At 62.5% G+C, this 13,206-nt stretch carries 11 protein-coding genes; 9 read left to right on the forward strand and 2 right to left on the reverse strand.

The features are described from left to right. Window positions 1–5 precede the first annotated feature (5 nt). Entirely contained in the window at window positions 6–1,460 is a 1,455-nt protein-coding gene (locus JK176_RS04225) for a YdiU family protein (protein ID WP_211586550.1), read from the forward strand. Window positions 1,461–1,478: 18 nt separating this feature from the next. On the opposite strand, the gene JK176_RS04230 is transcribed toward JK176_RS04225, so the two are convergent. Further along, the gene (locus JK176_RS04230; protein ID WP_099285674.1) at window positions 1,479–1,685 is read right to left on the reverse strand and encodes a hypothetical protein; all 207 of its coding nucleotides are present in this window, start codon (window positions 1,683–1,685) and stop codon (window positions 1,479–1,481) included. 222 nt (window positions 1,686–1,907) lie between these two features. On the opposite strand from JK176_RS04230, the gene JK176_RS04235 reads away from it, so the two are divergent. From JK176_RS04235 to mdoH, 7 genes are all read left to right on the forward strand, one after another. Then, entirely contained in the window at window positions 1,908–3,173 is a 1,266-nt protein-coding gene (locus JK176_RS04235; protein ID WP_211586551.1) for an adenosylmethionine--8-amino-7-oxononanoate transaminase, read from the forward strand. Next, entirely contained in the window at window positions 3,170–4,348 is a 1,179-nt protein-coding gene (locus tag JK176_RS04240) for an 8-amino-7-oxononanoate synthase (RefSeq protein WP_211586552.1), read from the forward strand. The genes JK176_RS04235 and JK176_RS04240 overlap by 4 nt, the downstream gene beginning before the upstream one ends. Then, window positions 4,345–4,971, forward strand: coding sequence for a biotin synthase (locus JK176_RS04245; RefSeq protein WP_211586554.1), 627 nt, complete (start codon window positions 4,345–4,347; stop codon window positions 4,969–4,971). The genes JK176_RS04240 and JK176_RS04245 overlap by 4 nt, the downstream gene beginning before the upstream one ends. Further along, complete coding sequence (locus JK176_RS04250) at window positions 4,958–5,752, forward strand: methyltransferase domain-containing protein (protein WP_211586555.1); 795 nt, start codon at window positions 4,958–4,960, stop codon at window positions 5,750–5,752. Before JK176_RS04245 ends, JK176_RS04250 begins: the two co-directional genes overlap by 14 nt. Then, window positions 5,749–6,414, forward strand: a complete 666-nt coding sequence (gene bioD, locus JK176_RS04255) for a dethiobiotin synthase (RefSeq protein ID WP_249194185.1) — start codon at window positions 5,749–5,751, stop codon at window positions 6,412–6,414. Before JK176_RS04250 ends, bioD begins: the two co-directional genes overlap by 4 nt. A 162-nt stretch (window positions 6,415–6,576) precedes the next feature. Beyond that, on the forward strand, window positions 6,577–8,157 hold the full coding sequence (locus JK176_RS04260) for a glucan biosynthesis protein (protein ID WP_211586556.1): 1,581 nt from the start codon (window positions 6,577–6,579) through the stop codon (window positions 8,155–8,157). Beyond that, complete coding sequence (gene mdoH / locus JK176_RS04265) at window positions 8,133–10,319, forward strand: glucans biosynthesis glucosyltransferase MdoH (protein WP_211586557.1); 2,187 nt, start codon at window positions 8,133–8,135, stop codon at window positions 10,317–10,319. The genes JK176_RS04260 and mdoH overlap by 25 nt, the downstream gene beginning before the upstream one ends. 85 nt (window positions 10,320–10,404) lie before the next feature. On the opposite strand, the gene JK176_RS04270 is transcribed toward mdoH, so the two are convergent. Then, on the reverse strand, window positions 10,405–10,896 hold the full coding sequence (locus tag JK176_RS04270; protein ID WP_194266898.1) for a DUF2501 domain-containing protein: 492 nt from the start codon (window positions 10,894–10,896) through the stop codon (window positions 10,405–10,407). Between the two features lie 196 nt (window positions 10,897–11,092). Between JK176_RS04270 and JK176_RS04275 the strand changes: the two genes are divergently transcribed. Then, entirely contained in the window at window positions 11,093–13,204 is a 2,112-nt protein-coding gene (locus JK176_RS04275; RefSeq protein WP_211586558.1) for a S9 family peptidase, read from the forward strand. Window positions 13,205–13,206: the final 2 nt, after the last annotated feature.

Here is a 13,206-nt window from a genome sequence, read left to right on the forward strand (position 1 = left end):
CTCCGATGCAGCTTTCCCGCATCTATGCGTCCCTGCCCGAGCAGTTTTCCGCCCCCCTCACCCCGACGCCGCTCCGCAATCCGCAGATCGTTGCACTGAACGAGCCTCTGGCGCGGGAACTGGGACTGGACCCGGACTGGCTCCGCAGCCCGGCAGGGCTTGCATTTCTGGGTCACGGAAGCCGACCGGATGGCACATCTCCGGTGGCAATGGCCTATGCGGGGCATCAGTTTGGGCATTTCGTTCCAAGCCTTGGCGACGGCCGGGCGATGCTGGTCGGAGAAGTGACGGATCGGGCGCGGCGGCTTCGGGACATCCATCTCAAAGGCTCCGGGCCGACGCCGTTTTCACGACGCGGCGACGGACGGGCCGCTCTGGGGCCGGTCCTGCGGGAATATGTGGTGAGCGAGGCCATGCACGCGCTCGGCATTCCGACCACGCGCGCATTGGCCACCCTGACAACGGGCGAGAGCGTGATGCGCGAGACCATGCAGCCCGGCGGCGTCATTGTGCGGATTGCGTCCAGCCATGTGCGGGTCGGGACGTTCCAGTATTTCGCGGCACAGGGCGACACGCAGAGCGTCCGCATTCTCGCGGATCACGTCATCGGGCGTCTGTATCCGGAGCTGTCGGACGCCGAAAACCCCTATCTGGCGTTGCTTGAAGCCGTGACGGCCCGACAGGCGGACTTGGTGGCGCGATGGATGCTGGTCGGATTCATTCATGGCGTCATGAACACGGACAACATGTCCATTGCGGGCGAAACCATTGATTTCGGCCCCTGCGCCTTTCTGGACGCTTATGATCCGGCAAAGGTTTTCAGCTTCATTGATCAGAACGGCCGCTATGCCTACGGGAACCAGCCCGACATGGCTCTGTGGAATCTCGGCCGACTGGCGGAAACCCTCCTGCCGCTCTTGGACTCCAACCATGAACGGGCGGTTGAACAGGCCAAAAGCGCGCTGATGCGCTTTGATGGCGTCTTCAACGAGGCCTATCTCGGGGGCTGGCGCAGAAAGCTGGGGCTGGCTTTGAACGAAGACGGGGATGCCCGATTGGCGGGGCGTCTGCTGACGGCCATGCATCGCGGAGAGGCAGATTTCACGCTCACATTCCGCAGACTTGGGGACGCTGTTCAGAGCGGACGGACTGAGGACGTCGTGTCGCTGTTCGGGCCGGGATCGAAGATTGAAGAGTGGATCAGGGACTGGCAGGCACGACTGGATCGGGAAGAGCGCTCCGCAGAAGCCTGTCATGCCGACATGCAGGCCACAAATCCGCGCATCATTCCGCGCAATCACCGGATCGAGGAGATGATCCGTTCTGCCGTGGCGGGCGACTATGCGCCGTTCCATCGTCTGACCGAGGCGCTGTCGCGTCCGTTTGAAGGTGGAACTGACGGTTTCGAAGCCCCGCCGACTGCTCATGAACAGGTAAAAAATACCTTCTGCGGCACCTGATGCGCCGCAAAAACAGGATCAGGCTGGCTGCGGCGTCAGCATACGGCTGCGGTTGAACAGGCTTTTGACCTGGGCATAAAGCGCGCCAAAGTCGGACATGCAGGCATTGTGCAACGCGCGCACACTCTCATGCGTCGCATAGAACCGCAGGGTGTTCAGGCTTCCCGTCATGATGGCTGTCCCCAGAAAGACGCCATCGACATGAATGACCTTGGAACTCAGCATTGGTCTTCAACCTCGTCAGAGCTCCCACACCGGGAGCACAGAATGTTTCCACGTTCTTTTAGGAACGCGTCACTAACGGGGCTCATGCCACATCGTTGCCTGACAAAACGTGACCCTTTTATGATACGGCGTCCCGCCTGCGGAACGATCCCGCCTTTCTCTATGACGTCACAGGAGACAGGGGGATGGACTCACCCCAAACCATGCGGGAAAACGCAAACCATGCCTCGCACCCCTCATACCGCCGCTGACCTCTCCCATCTGTGGCTGCCCTACACCCAGATGCAGACTGCCTCCTTCCCCGTGCAAGCCGTCCGCACATCCGGCAGTCGGATCACGCTTGCGGACGGGCGCGAGCTTGTGGACGGCGTGGCCGCGTGGTGGACGGCGTGTCACGGCTACAGCCACCCACATATTCACGAAGCCCTGGTCCGACAGGCCGGGCAGATGCCGCATGTGATGTTCGGAGGCATGGTCCACGAACCCGCCATCCGTCTGGCCGCGCGGCTGGCCGCGCTGCTGCCGGATGATCTTGAGCGCGTGTTTTTCACCGATTCCGGGTCGGTCGCGATGGAAGTCGCGATCAAGATGGCCGTGCAGTACCATATCAATCGCGGAACCACGGGCCGGACGAAAATTCTGTCCTTCCGCGGCGGCTATCACGGGGATACGCTGGGCATGATGTCCATCTGCGACCCCGAGGAAGGCATGCACAGCCTGTTCGCAGGCGTGTTGCCCGAGCAAGATCTGGCCGATCTCCCTGTGGATGCGGACAGCTTAGCGCGGCTTGAAGCCCTGCTGGCGGAACGCGGCGACAGCATCGCGGCCATGGTCACGGAGCCTCTGGTTCAGGGGGCAGGTGGGATGCTGTTCCATGACCCGGAGGTTCTGCGCCGTCTGCGCGACCTGTGCGACCGGCATGGTATCCTGCTGATCCTCGACGAAATCTTTACCGGCTTCGGACGTACGGGAACAATGTTCGCCTGCGAACAGGCCGGGATCGTGCCGGATATCGTAGCCCTTTCGAAGGCTCTGACGGGCGGCACCATGGCGCTGGCCGCCACCGTAGCCCGGCGACATGTCTTCGAGGCGTTTCTATCCGACAACGCCGGGCACGCCCTGATGCACGGGCCGACTTTCATGGCCAATCCGCTGGCCTGCGCGGTTGCCAACGCCTCGCTGGACCTGTTCGAATCCGAGCCGAGACTGGAGCAGGTCGCGGCGATCTCGGCCCAGCTTGCGCGGGAACTCGAACCCTGCCGCACACTGCCCGGCGTGAAGGATGTGCGTGTCCTCGGCGCAATCGGCGTGGTGGAGCTTGAGACGCTGGACAACCCGGATGCCCTGCGCCGCGCCTTCGTAGAACGTGGCGTGTGGATCCGGCCCTTTCGTAACATCGTCTATCTGACGCCCGCCTTCACCATCACTCCCGACGAACTCACGCGCCTGACGACGGCGATCACGGACGTGTTGCGGGAGGGCGCATGAGCCTGTTCGACAGCCATTTTGCAGCAGTTCTGAGCGAGCGCGAAGCCGCAGGGACGCGGCGGACCCTGCGCCCGGTGCTCCGACAGGACGGGATGATCGTCCGCGACGGGCGGCGGATGCTGGATGTGTCGTCCAACGACTATCTGGGGTTGGCGGATCACCCGCTGCTGCGTGAACGAGCTGCCGACTGGGCACTGCGTTTCGGGACAGGTGCGCGGGCTTCCCGGCTGGTCAGCGGAACGCTGGACCTGCACCGGCAGGTCGAGACGAAAATGGCAGCGTTCAAAGGCTGTGAGGACGCGATCCTGTTCGCCTCGGGCTGGCAGGCCAATGCATCCGTCATGCCTGCTTTGTGCGCCCTGTCCGTCGCGCGGACGGGCGCGCCGATGCTGGTGTTTTCGGACCGCCTGAACCATGCCAGCCTGCATCACGGCTGCGCGGCGGCAGGCGTGCGTCAGATCCGGTTCCGGCATAACGACCTGTCCCATCTGGAAAGCCTGCTGAACCGCGAGGCCGAAAAACCCGGCCTGCGGATGATCGTGACGGAGAGCGTGTTCTCCATGGACGGCGACCGCGCCGATATTCCGGCCCTGCGCACGCTGGCGGACCGGGCGGGCGCGTTCCTTTATATAGACGAAGCCCATGCGACCGGCGTTCTAGGGCCGAAGGGTCGCGGCCTGTCCTGCGGGCTAGCCGATCTGACGATGGGCACATGCAGCAAGGCGTTGGGCGGCATGGGCGCTTACGTCGCGGGCTCGAAACCGCTCTGCGACTATCTGGCGAACCATGCGTCAGGCTTCATCTACAGCACAGCCCTGCCCCCTGCGGTTTTGGGCGCGATTGATGCAGCACTCGATGTCGCGCCCGGTCTGGACGCAGAACGCGCCCGGCTGCTCGGACAGGCGGAACGGCTTCGGACCATGCTGCATGGCGCGGGGCTGGCTACGGCGGACTCCACGACCCAGATCGTGCCCGTGCTGATCGGGGAGTCCGAACGCGCAATGACGGTGGCTGCCCGACTTGAGGACGCCGGGTTCCTGACCGTGGCCATTCGCCCGCCGACGGTCCCCGCAGGAACCGCGCGGCTGCGGCTGGCACTGCATGCCGGGCTGAACGATGATGCAATCGATCGCCTCGGACAGGCCGTCATCGCTTTGACAAGAGACGTTGCATGACACGCGCGCTCTATCTCGTTCACGGCTGGGGCTTCGATATGTCCTTCTGGGAGCAGCTGCTGGCTCATCTGCCGGATGTGAGGGCGCAGGTCGTGGATTGCGGGTATTTCAGCTCCGAACATCGTCCTGCGCTGCCCGACACACCTTATCTGGCGATCGGGCATTCCGCCGGATCGCTGGCGCTGCTGGGGCAGGATCTGCCGGGATGTGAGGGGCTGGTGTTTTTCAACGGCTTTCCGCGCTTTATTGCTGCACCCGACTTCCCGAATGGCACACCCGAACGGGTTCTGGTCCGGATGCGCGCGCGCCTAAAACGCGATCCGGCTGCTGTGCTGCACGATTTCCGGGCCCTTTGCGGAACGGAAGCGCCCCTGCCCCATACGCCGAATATAGACGCACTAGATCAGGGGCTTGAGGCGCTTCAGCAGCAGGACCATCGGGCGCAGGCAGCCGACTGGGGAAACAGGCTGCACTGGATGACCGGCACGGACGATCCGTTCGGGGCCGCGCAGGTCGGGTTTGCATCACCGGGCGAACGGGTCGCGGGCGGCCATCTGCTGCCCCTCACCCATCCCGGACTCTGCGCGGACTTTGTACGACGGAGGCTCGATGACGCAGGCTGACGACACCCTGCGCCGGACCAGCATCGCCGCGCGCTTCGACGCGGCGGTGGGCTATGACGCCGCCGCGCATATTCAACGCCGCTGCGTCACCGCGCTGATGGAGCGCATCCAAACAGCAACGGCGGAGCAGACACCCGCCTCCATTCTGGAGTTCGGCTGTGGAACGGGGTTTTTAACGGCCCAGCTTACCGGACATTTCCCGCAAGCCGGTCTGCTGGCGAGCGATCTGGCCCCCGCCATGGTCGCTCGAGCACGCCAACATCTCTCCGATACGAACATCCACTTTCACGTCATGGACGCCGAGCATCCGGACATATCCGGGCCGTTTGACCTGATCGCTTCCAGTCTGTGCCTGCAATGGTTTTCCAACAGGACAGAGGGATTACGCAGGCTCTGCCATCTGCTCGCGCCACAGGGGCGACTGATGGTCGCAACCCTCCTGCAAGGCAGTCTGGACGAGTGGAAACAGGCCTGTCTGGCGGAAGGCGCGCCCTGCGGCGTGCCGGATTATCCGTCCGTCCCGACCGTGGAAGCGGACTGGCCCAGCAGCGGTACCGGATCGTGGGAGGTGCTGACCCTGCACGATCCTGTCGGCAGCGCGCGGGAGTTCCTGCGGGGTCTGCGGCAGATTGGGGCGTCCCTGCCTCGTCAGGACAGCACTCCCGCCAGCAGCGCGGCCCTGCGCCGGGCCATGCGGCATTTTGACCGCGCACAGTCCAGCGTGGCCTATCAGATCGGCATCGGCACATTTGTGAAATCCGGGGAAGGACCACAGTTATGAGGGATATCTCGACGCACTGGCAACGCGGCGTCTTCGTCACGGGAACCGATACCGGAATCGGAAAAACGCTCGTCAGCGCCATTCTGTGCCGCGCCTGGAACGCCACCTACTGGAAGCCGCTTCAGACCGGCCTTGCGGACGAAGATGGCGACACGCCGACCGTGCGCGATCTGGCCGGTCTGGACCCGTCTCGCATCATTCCCCCGGCTTATGCGTTTCAGGCCCCGCTCGCTCCGCTGGCGGCAGGGGATCTGGAAAACGTGATGGTCAATCCGGGGCGGCTCGTCCTGCCACAGGTGCCGGGGCCGCTTGTCGTAGAAGGCGCGGGCGGACTGATGGTGCCGGTGCGTGAGGACATGATGATCGTGGACCTGATCGAGCGTCTGGATCTGCCGGTCGTTCTGGTCACACGCAGCGGGCTGGGGACGATCAATCACACGCTTCTGAGCCTTGAGGCTTTGCGACGACGCGGTGTTCCGGTTCTGGGTGTGGTTCCGGTCGGACCGCCCAATCCCGGAAATGAACGCGACATTGCACACTTCGGAAAAACGCATATCCTGTTCAGGGTTCCGCAATTCGATGCAATAATGGAAACGGTCGTCTCTGAATTATCGGGTCACGTTCCGTCACTTGATGTCTTGCAGCAACAGATTTCACAATAATGTGTCATCTTGGGCGCATGCCATAAAAAGGCCGCGTCAACCCTTGTGAAATAACGTCCTCGTCATAGAAGGGCTCTTCGCAACGCAAGGCTTCCGGCGTATCGCTGGAACGTCGGGCTTCGTTGCGGAGATGCCGACAGAAACAGGGATATTGGGAAAAGTATGAGTATCCTGCGCCGTGATCTGGTCAAGCTTGGGGCCGGACTGACCCTTCTAGGAACAGCCTCCCGTATGGCCCATGCCCAGTCCACTGCTCCTCTGGCCACAGCTCCTCTGGCTGCCAACAAGCCCGCTGCCCCCCCTGCACCGCAGGCGACCCCGTTTGACGACGGCACGGTTCGGCTTGTAGCGCAGCGCCTGTCGAAAAAGGCTTATTCCCCCCCGTCCCAGACGCTTCCCAGTGCCATTGCGAACATGGATTTCGACCAGTTCCGCAGCATTGCCTTCAATCCCGACAAAGCCCTGTGGCACGGCCAGAATCTGGCGTTCGACGTAGAGTTCTTCCCGCGCGGCTTCCTGTACAAGCCGCGGATCGGCATGAACGAAGTTACGGGCGGACAGTCCACCCCCATTCCCTACGACCCTGACGCCTTCACCTATGCCAACCCCGTTCTGCGCGTCACGGACGATCTCGGCTACGCCGGGCTGCGTCTGCGCTATGCCATCAACACGGCAGGCATGATGGAAGAATGTGCGGTCTTTCTCGGCGCATCATATTTCCGGGCCGTGGCCAAGGGTCAGAATTACGGTCTGTCGGCCCGCGCTTTCGCAAACGGCACCGGCAACCCCAAAGGCGAGGAATTCGCGCTGTTCCGGGAGTTCTGGATCGAAAAACCGGAACCGGGCGTGGAGTCCATCGTCATTCACGCACTGCTCGACAGCCCGTCCCTGACCGGTGCATTCCGCTTCACCATCCGTCCGGGCGATACGACCGTTTTTGACGTTCAGTCTTCGCTGTTCCCGCGTCAGGACATTACGGAATCCGGCATCGCCCCTTTGACGGGCATGTTCTATTTCGACGCGAACGCCCGCAATCACGTCGATGACTGGCGTCCCGCCGCGCATGACAGCGAGGCCCTCCAGATCTGGACGGGCGCTGGGCAGCAGCTCTATCGCCCCCTCACCAACCCGACCGACCTCCAGTTCTCGGCCTTCGCAGACAGCAGCCCGCATGGTTTCGGTCTGATGCAGCGCAAGCGCTCGTTCCATGATTACGAGGATCTGGCGCTCAACTATCAGAAGCGCCCATCTCTCTGGATCGAGCCCATCGGTAACTGGGGCGACGGCGCTGTCGACCTGGTGGAGATCCCGACCCCCAACGAGGTAAACGACAACATCGTCTCGTTCTGGCGCCCCAAACAACCCATGAAGGGCGGTCAGGAATACAGCTACATCTACAGAATGTACTGGGGCTGGGACACCCCCTGGCCAACCCAGATGGCGCGCGTTGCCGCAACGCGGATCGGAAGCGTAACCGACCATCCGGACGCCCGTTTCTTCGCGATCGATTTCACGGGCGCCCCCTTCCAAAACGTGCCACCGGGTACGAATTTCCATCTGATCACACAGGCCAGCCCTGGCACGATCCGCAATGTCGTCGTGGAACCGAACCCGGAAATCCAGGGCTGGCGCGCGACCTTCGAATTCGTGCCGGGCGATGCGAAGAGCTGCGAACTTCAGGCCCAGCTCGCCAATGATCAAGGTCCGGTTTCAGAAAAATGGATGTATCGTTGGACGCCGTGACCGAATTGTCTTCTCACGCCACTCCGGAAGCCGCCCCCTTCCTGCCGCCTGAAGCGCCGCTGGCAATGAAGCCGCAGAACCTTCAACAGCAGCCGGACCGTCATGGCCGGCCCTTCGATCCGCTGCCGACGACGCCTTCGTTCCTCTGGGCACGCCGTCTGTTCGTCTTCGGTGGCGCGATGCTGCTGACGGGCTATGGCATTTACAGGATCAATCAGGTTTTCAACTCGCTGGGCGTCTCGGCTCTCGGCGTCATCATCCTGATCCTGTTCGCCATTCTCGCCTTCTGGATTGCCCTGTCCTTCATGTCCTGCCTCGGCGGCTTCGTCTCGCTGATCCGGCGGGGTGGGCTCGGGCTTGGCATCCACCGGACGGGGCCGCTGCCGGAGCTGAAAAACCGCACCGCCGTCCTGATGCCGACCTATAACGAGGACCCGACGCGCGTTCTCGCGGGTCTGCGTGCCATTCATGACAGCATTCTGGCGACGGGGCAGATCGACGCTTTCGATTTCTTCATCCTGTCCGACACGACCAATCCGGACGTCTGGGTGCAGGAAGAGCGCGCCTTCCTTGAGTTCCGCAAAGCCAAGAACGGCGAAAAGCGCGTCTTCTATCGCCGCCGCCACAAGAATACGGACCGCAAAGCGGGCAATCTGGGCGACTGGGTGACCCGATTTGGCGCCTCCTACCAGCAGATGCTCACCCTCGATGCAGATAGCGTGATGGATGGCAGCCTGATCGTCCGGATCACGGCGGCCATGGAACAGCATGAGGGCGTGGGACTGATCCAGACGCTTCCGGTCATTGTGGGCGGTCGTACGCTTTTCGCCCGGATGCAGCAGTTCGCAGGCCGCGTCTACGGGCCGCTGATCGCGCATGGCATTGCCTGGTGGCACGGCTCGGAGGGCAATTACTGGGGCCATAACGCCGTCATCCGCACACAGGCCTTTGCTGAACAGGCCGGACTGCCGCATCTGAAGGGCCGCCCGCCTTTCGGCGGCCATATCCTGAGCCATGACTTCGTGGAAGCCGCCCTCATGCGCCGTGGCGGCTGGGCCATCCACATGGTGCCGGGACTGTTCGGCTCCTATGAAGAAAGCCCGCCATCATTGACGGACGTCGCCATCCGTGACCGCCGCTGGTGTCAGGGCAATCTGCAACACAGCAAGATCCTCGGCACGAAGGGCATGCACTGGGTCAGCCGCGTTCATATGCTGACGGGCATCGGCTCCTACATCATGTCCCCACTCTGGCTGCTGTTCCTGCTGTTCGGCATCCTGATTTCGCTCCAGTCGCATTTCTATCACCCCGAATATTTCGGCTCGACCCCGACGCTCTATCCGCACTGGCCGCGTGTTGATCCGGTGCAGGCCAAGCTCGTCTTCATTGGGACGATGGGCATTCTGCTCGCACCGAAGGCTCTGGCCTTCATTGCCATGATGTTCGATCGCGCGGCCCTGAAGGGTTCTGGCGGCGTTTTCCGGCTCGCGGTGTCTATCGTGCTCGAAACCCTGATCGGCGGCCTGATTGCGCCGATTGCCATGCTGATCCAGACGTCCGGCGTTATTTCGATCCTTCTAGGCCGGGATTCTGGATGGAACGCGCAGAACCGCGACGATGGCCGGGTTTCGCTGAAAGACGTGGCGCATGGCTACTGGATCTACACCGTGTTCGGCCTGCTTCTGGCCGTGGCGGCATGGTCGGTCTCACAGGCGCTGTTCCTATGGATGACGCCGGTGCTGCTCGGACTGGTGCTCGCCATCCCGCTGGCAGCGCTGACCGCAAGCCGAGACGTTGGTCTGGGGTTGCGTCGGGCCGGGCTTCTGTTGATTGAGGAGGAAACCGCCCCTCCCCCGATCCTTCAGCTCGCCGCCGCAAATGACGCCGCGCGTGAACGCGCTGCCCATGCCCCCGATGCGCCGCCGGAAGAAGCCTTTGCCGCCCTCCGCCAGAACGCGGCCCTTCTCAACGCCCATGAAGGCGCGCTTCCTCCGGCCCGTAGCCCCGGCAGTCCGATCGACGCGCATCTTCTGGTCGGTCTGCTCAAACTACGGGAGGCTCCGTCGCTTCAGATCGCGCTGGAACGCCTCTCCCGTCAGGAAAAAGCCGCGGTTCTGGGCAGTGCCGAAGGTCTGGCGCTCATGGAAAAGCTCGCGGCCTGAAGAACTACAGGACGTCACGACACAAAAAACGCCCCGGCCATCATAGCCGGGGCGTTTTTCATTGCAGACCTGTAAGCCGGAGCAATTATTTGAAAGACTGGGCCTTCTTAACAAGGTCGTTACACGTCGTGACGCGCTTGTCCTTGGAGAGGGTGCCGATATCGAAGACGTTTCCGTCCGTCATCTGAAGCAGACCCTTACCGCCCAGCGAGTAGAACTCGTCACTGTGGACATCCGGGCGCTTGGCGATTTTGCGGGCCGCCACGATCGGCGATGTTCCGAGCACCAGCTTGTGATGCGTACAGTAATAAGTCAGACCGGCAATATTGCCAGCCTGCGCGCCCTCGATGGACGGGAGGCCATCAGCACCCAGAACGCCCGGTGACGCAGCACTCAGGACATTCTTGCCACCTGCGACAGCCTGAACATGAGCGCCGGGCAGTCGGGCCTGCGTTCCGGCGGGGATGGTCACCACAGGGCTGCTCTGCGGAACCTGCGGGACGGTCTGGGCGACGGCAGCACCGGAAATGCTCAGGCCAGCAGCGGCAAGAACAGCAAAATACTTGCTTGAAATCATGATACTCTTCTTTCCACATCACAGGATGTTCTGTTTGCACCCCAAAAGGAGAAACAGAATTCATCCGGTCTGGAGCGTCCTGAAGAATGCTCCGTTGCCCTGAATAACACTTGAGACCAGTCGCAGTTTCTTAGGAGGCTTCTTTTCCAGTCAAAGTCCGATTGAATGCCGGACGTTTCTGCGTCACAGTTTGGTCATGTCACAGCGCCCCGATGCCCCTTCCGCCGCACCCCTTCCTCCCATCGCCCGTCGTGAGCCACTGAGCACCACGCAGCTTGGTCGGCCCCGCACGGATTCCTATGCCTGGATGAAGGACGAGAACTGGCAGCAGGTCCTGCGGGACCCGTCCGTTCTGCGCGACGATATCGCCACGCATCTGAAGGCTGAAAACGCCTATGCGGAGGCCGTTCTGGCCGGAATGGAGCCGATGCGCGAAACACTGCTTCAGGAAATGATCGGCCGTATTCCGCCCGCGGAATCCTCGGTTCCGGTTCCCGACGGCCCGTGGGAATATTCTGTGCGTTTCGAAGACGGTGCCCAGCATCCACTGCGGGTGCGTTACCCACGCGGGGGCGGAGCGGAGCAGGTTCTGCTCGATGCCGATGCGCTGGCCAAACAGCATGACTATTATGCGCTCTCACAGACGGACCACTCGCCCGATCACCGCTATTTCGTCTACGCGGAAGACATTCAGGGCTCCGAGGTCTATCGTATTCAGGTCGCGGATTTGGAAACAGAAACGCTCTGCGCCGATCCCGTGCCCAGTACGACGGGCAGCTTCGCCATTTCACCGGACAGCCAGTGGCTGTTCTGGATTTACCGCGACGATAATGGCCGCCCTTCGAAGATCTATCGCCGCCCTCTGACGGGGGGCGAGGATGTTCTGGTGTTCGACGAAACCGATCCGGGGTTTTTCCTGAGCATCGGCGTCAGCGCTTCCCGCAAATGGATCGTCATTGAGCGCGGCGATCACGATACGAACGAGACCCTGCTCATCCCGGCTTCCGATCCGACGGCCCTACCCGTCGTGGCAGCACCCTTGGTACGGGGCGAGCGCTATTCCCTGACGCACTGGAATGACCGCTTCATCATCCTGACCAATGCCGGTGGCGCGGTGGACTTCCAGTTCATGCAGACGCCAGACACGGCCACGGGACGCGAGAACTGGACGCCGTTCGTCCCCTACCGCGAGGGCCACTATCTGCTAGGCGCCAGTGCCTCGCGCGGGCATCTCGCCTGGGCCGAGCGCCGGGACGGAAATATCCATATTCTCGTGGTGCCCGAAGGCACGCAGGGCGATGTCCGGGCGCAGGCGAAGGCCATCGGGATGGACGAAGCGGCCTATGACCTGACGATGCTGGGCACGCTGGAATATGATGCCACGATCCTGCGCTACATCTACCAGTCCCCCACCAATCCGGCACACTGGTACGATTACGACATGGCCAGCGGCGCGCGCACCCTTCGCAAAATCCGCGAGGTTCCGTCCGGCCATGATGCCTCCCGCTACGAGACGCGGCGCCTGTTCGCAACATCGCCAGACGGCGCGCAGGTTCCCATTACGGTCCTGATGCGCAAAGGTCAGGCTCTGGACGGCTCAGCACCCCTGCTTCTGTATGGATACGGCTCCTACGGCATTGCCATGGACGCGGATTTTTCCACAACCGTGTTCAGTCTGGTGGACAGGGGCTGGATTCACGCCATCGCCCATGTCCGCGGCGGCTCCGAAAAAGGCTGGAACTGGTTTCTGGACGGCCGCGGGACAAAGAAGCCCAACACCTTCATCGACTTCATCGCCTGCGCCCGGCATCTCGTCTCGAAAGGCTATGGTTCGGCAGGACGCATCGTCGCGCAGGGCGGCTCGGCCGGTGGTCTGCTGATGGGCGCAATCACGAACATGGCGCCGGAGCTGTTCGCGGGCATTGCCGCGCAGGTGCCGTTCGTGGACATGCTCAACACCATGTCCGACGTCTCCCTGCCGCTGACACCGCCGGAATGGCCGGAATGGGGCAACCCGCTGGAAGACCCGGACGCGTATGACCTGATCGCCAGCTACTCGCCCTATGACAACATCACCGCCAAAACCTATCCGCCGGTTCTGGCAATGGGAGGCCTGTCCGACCCGCGCGTAACGTACTGGGAACCTGCGAAATGGATCGCCAAACTGCGCGAAGTCACGTCCGGCGGCCCGTTCCTGTGCCGCATCAACATGGAAGCCGGGCATGGCGGCTCGTCAGGCCGCTTCAAGCGTCTGGAAGAAGTCGCCCTCGTCCAGGCCTTCGCCATCTGGGCCATCGACCGGGCCTGAAA

Origin of the sequence: Gluconobacter sp. Dm-73, assembly GCF_018256215.1 — a bacterium.
Taxonomy (GTDB): domain Bacteria; phylum Pseudomonadota; class Alphaproteobacteria; order Acetobacterales; family Acetobacteraceae; genus Gluconobacter; species Gluconobacter cadivus.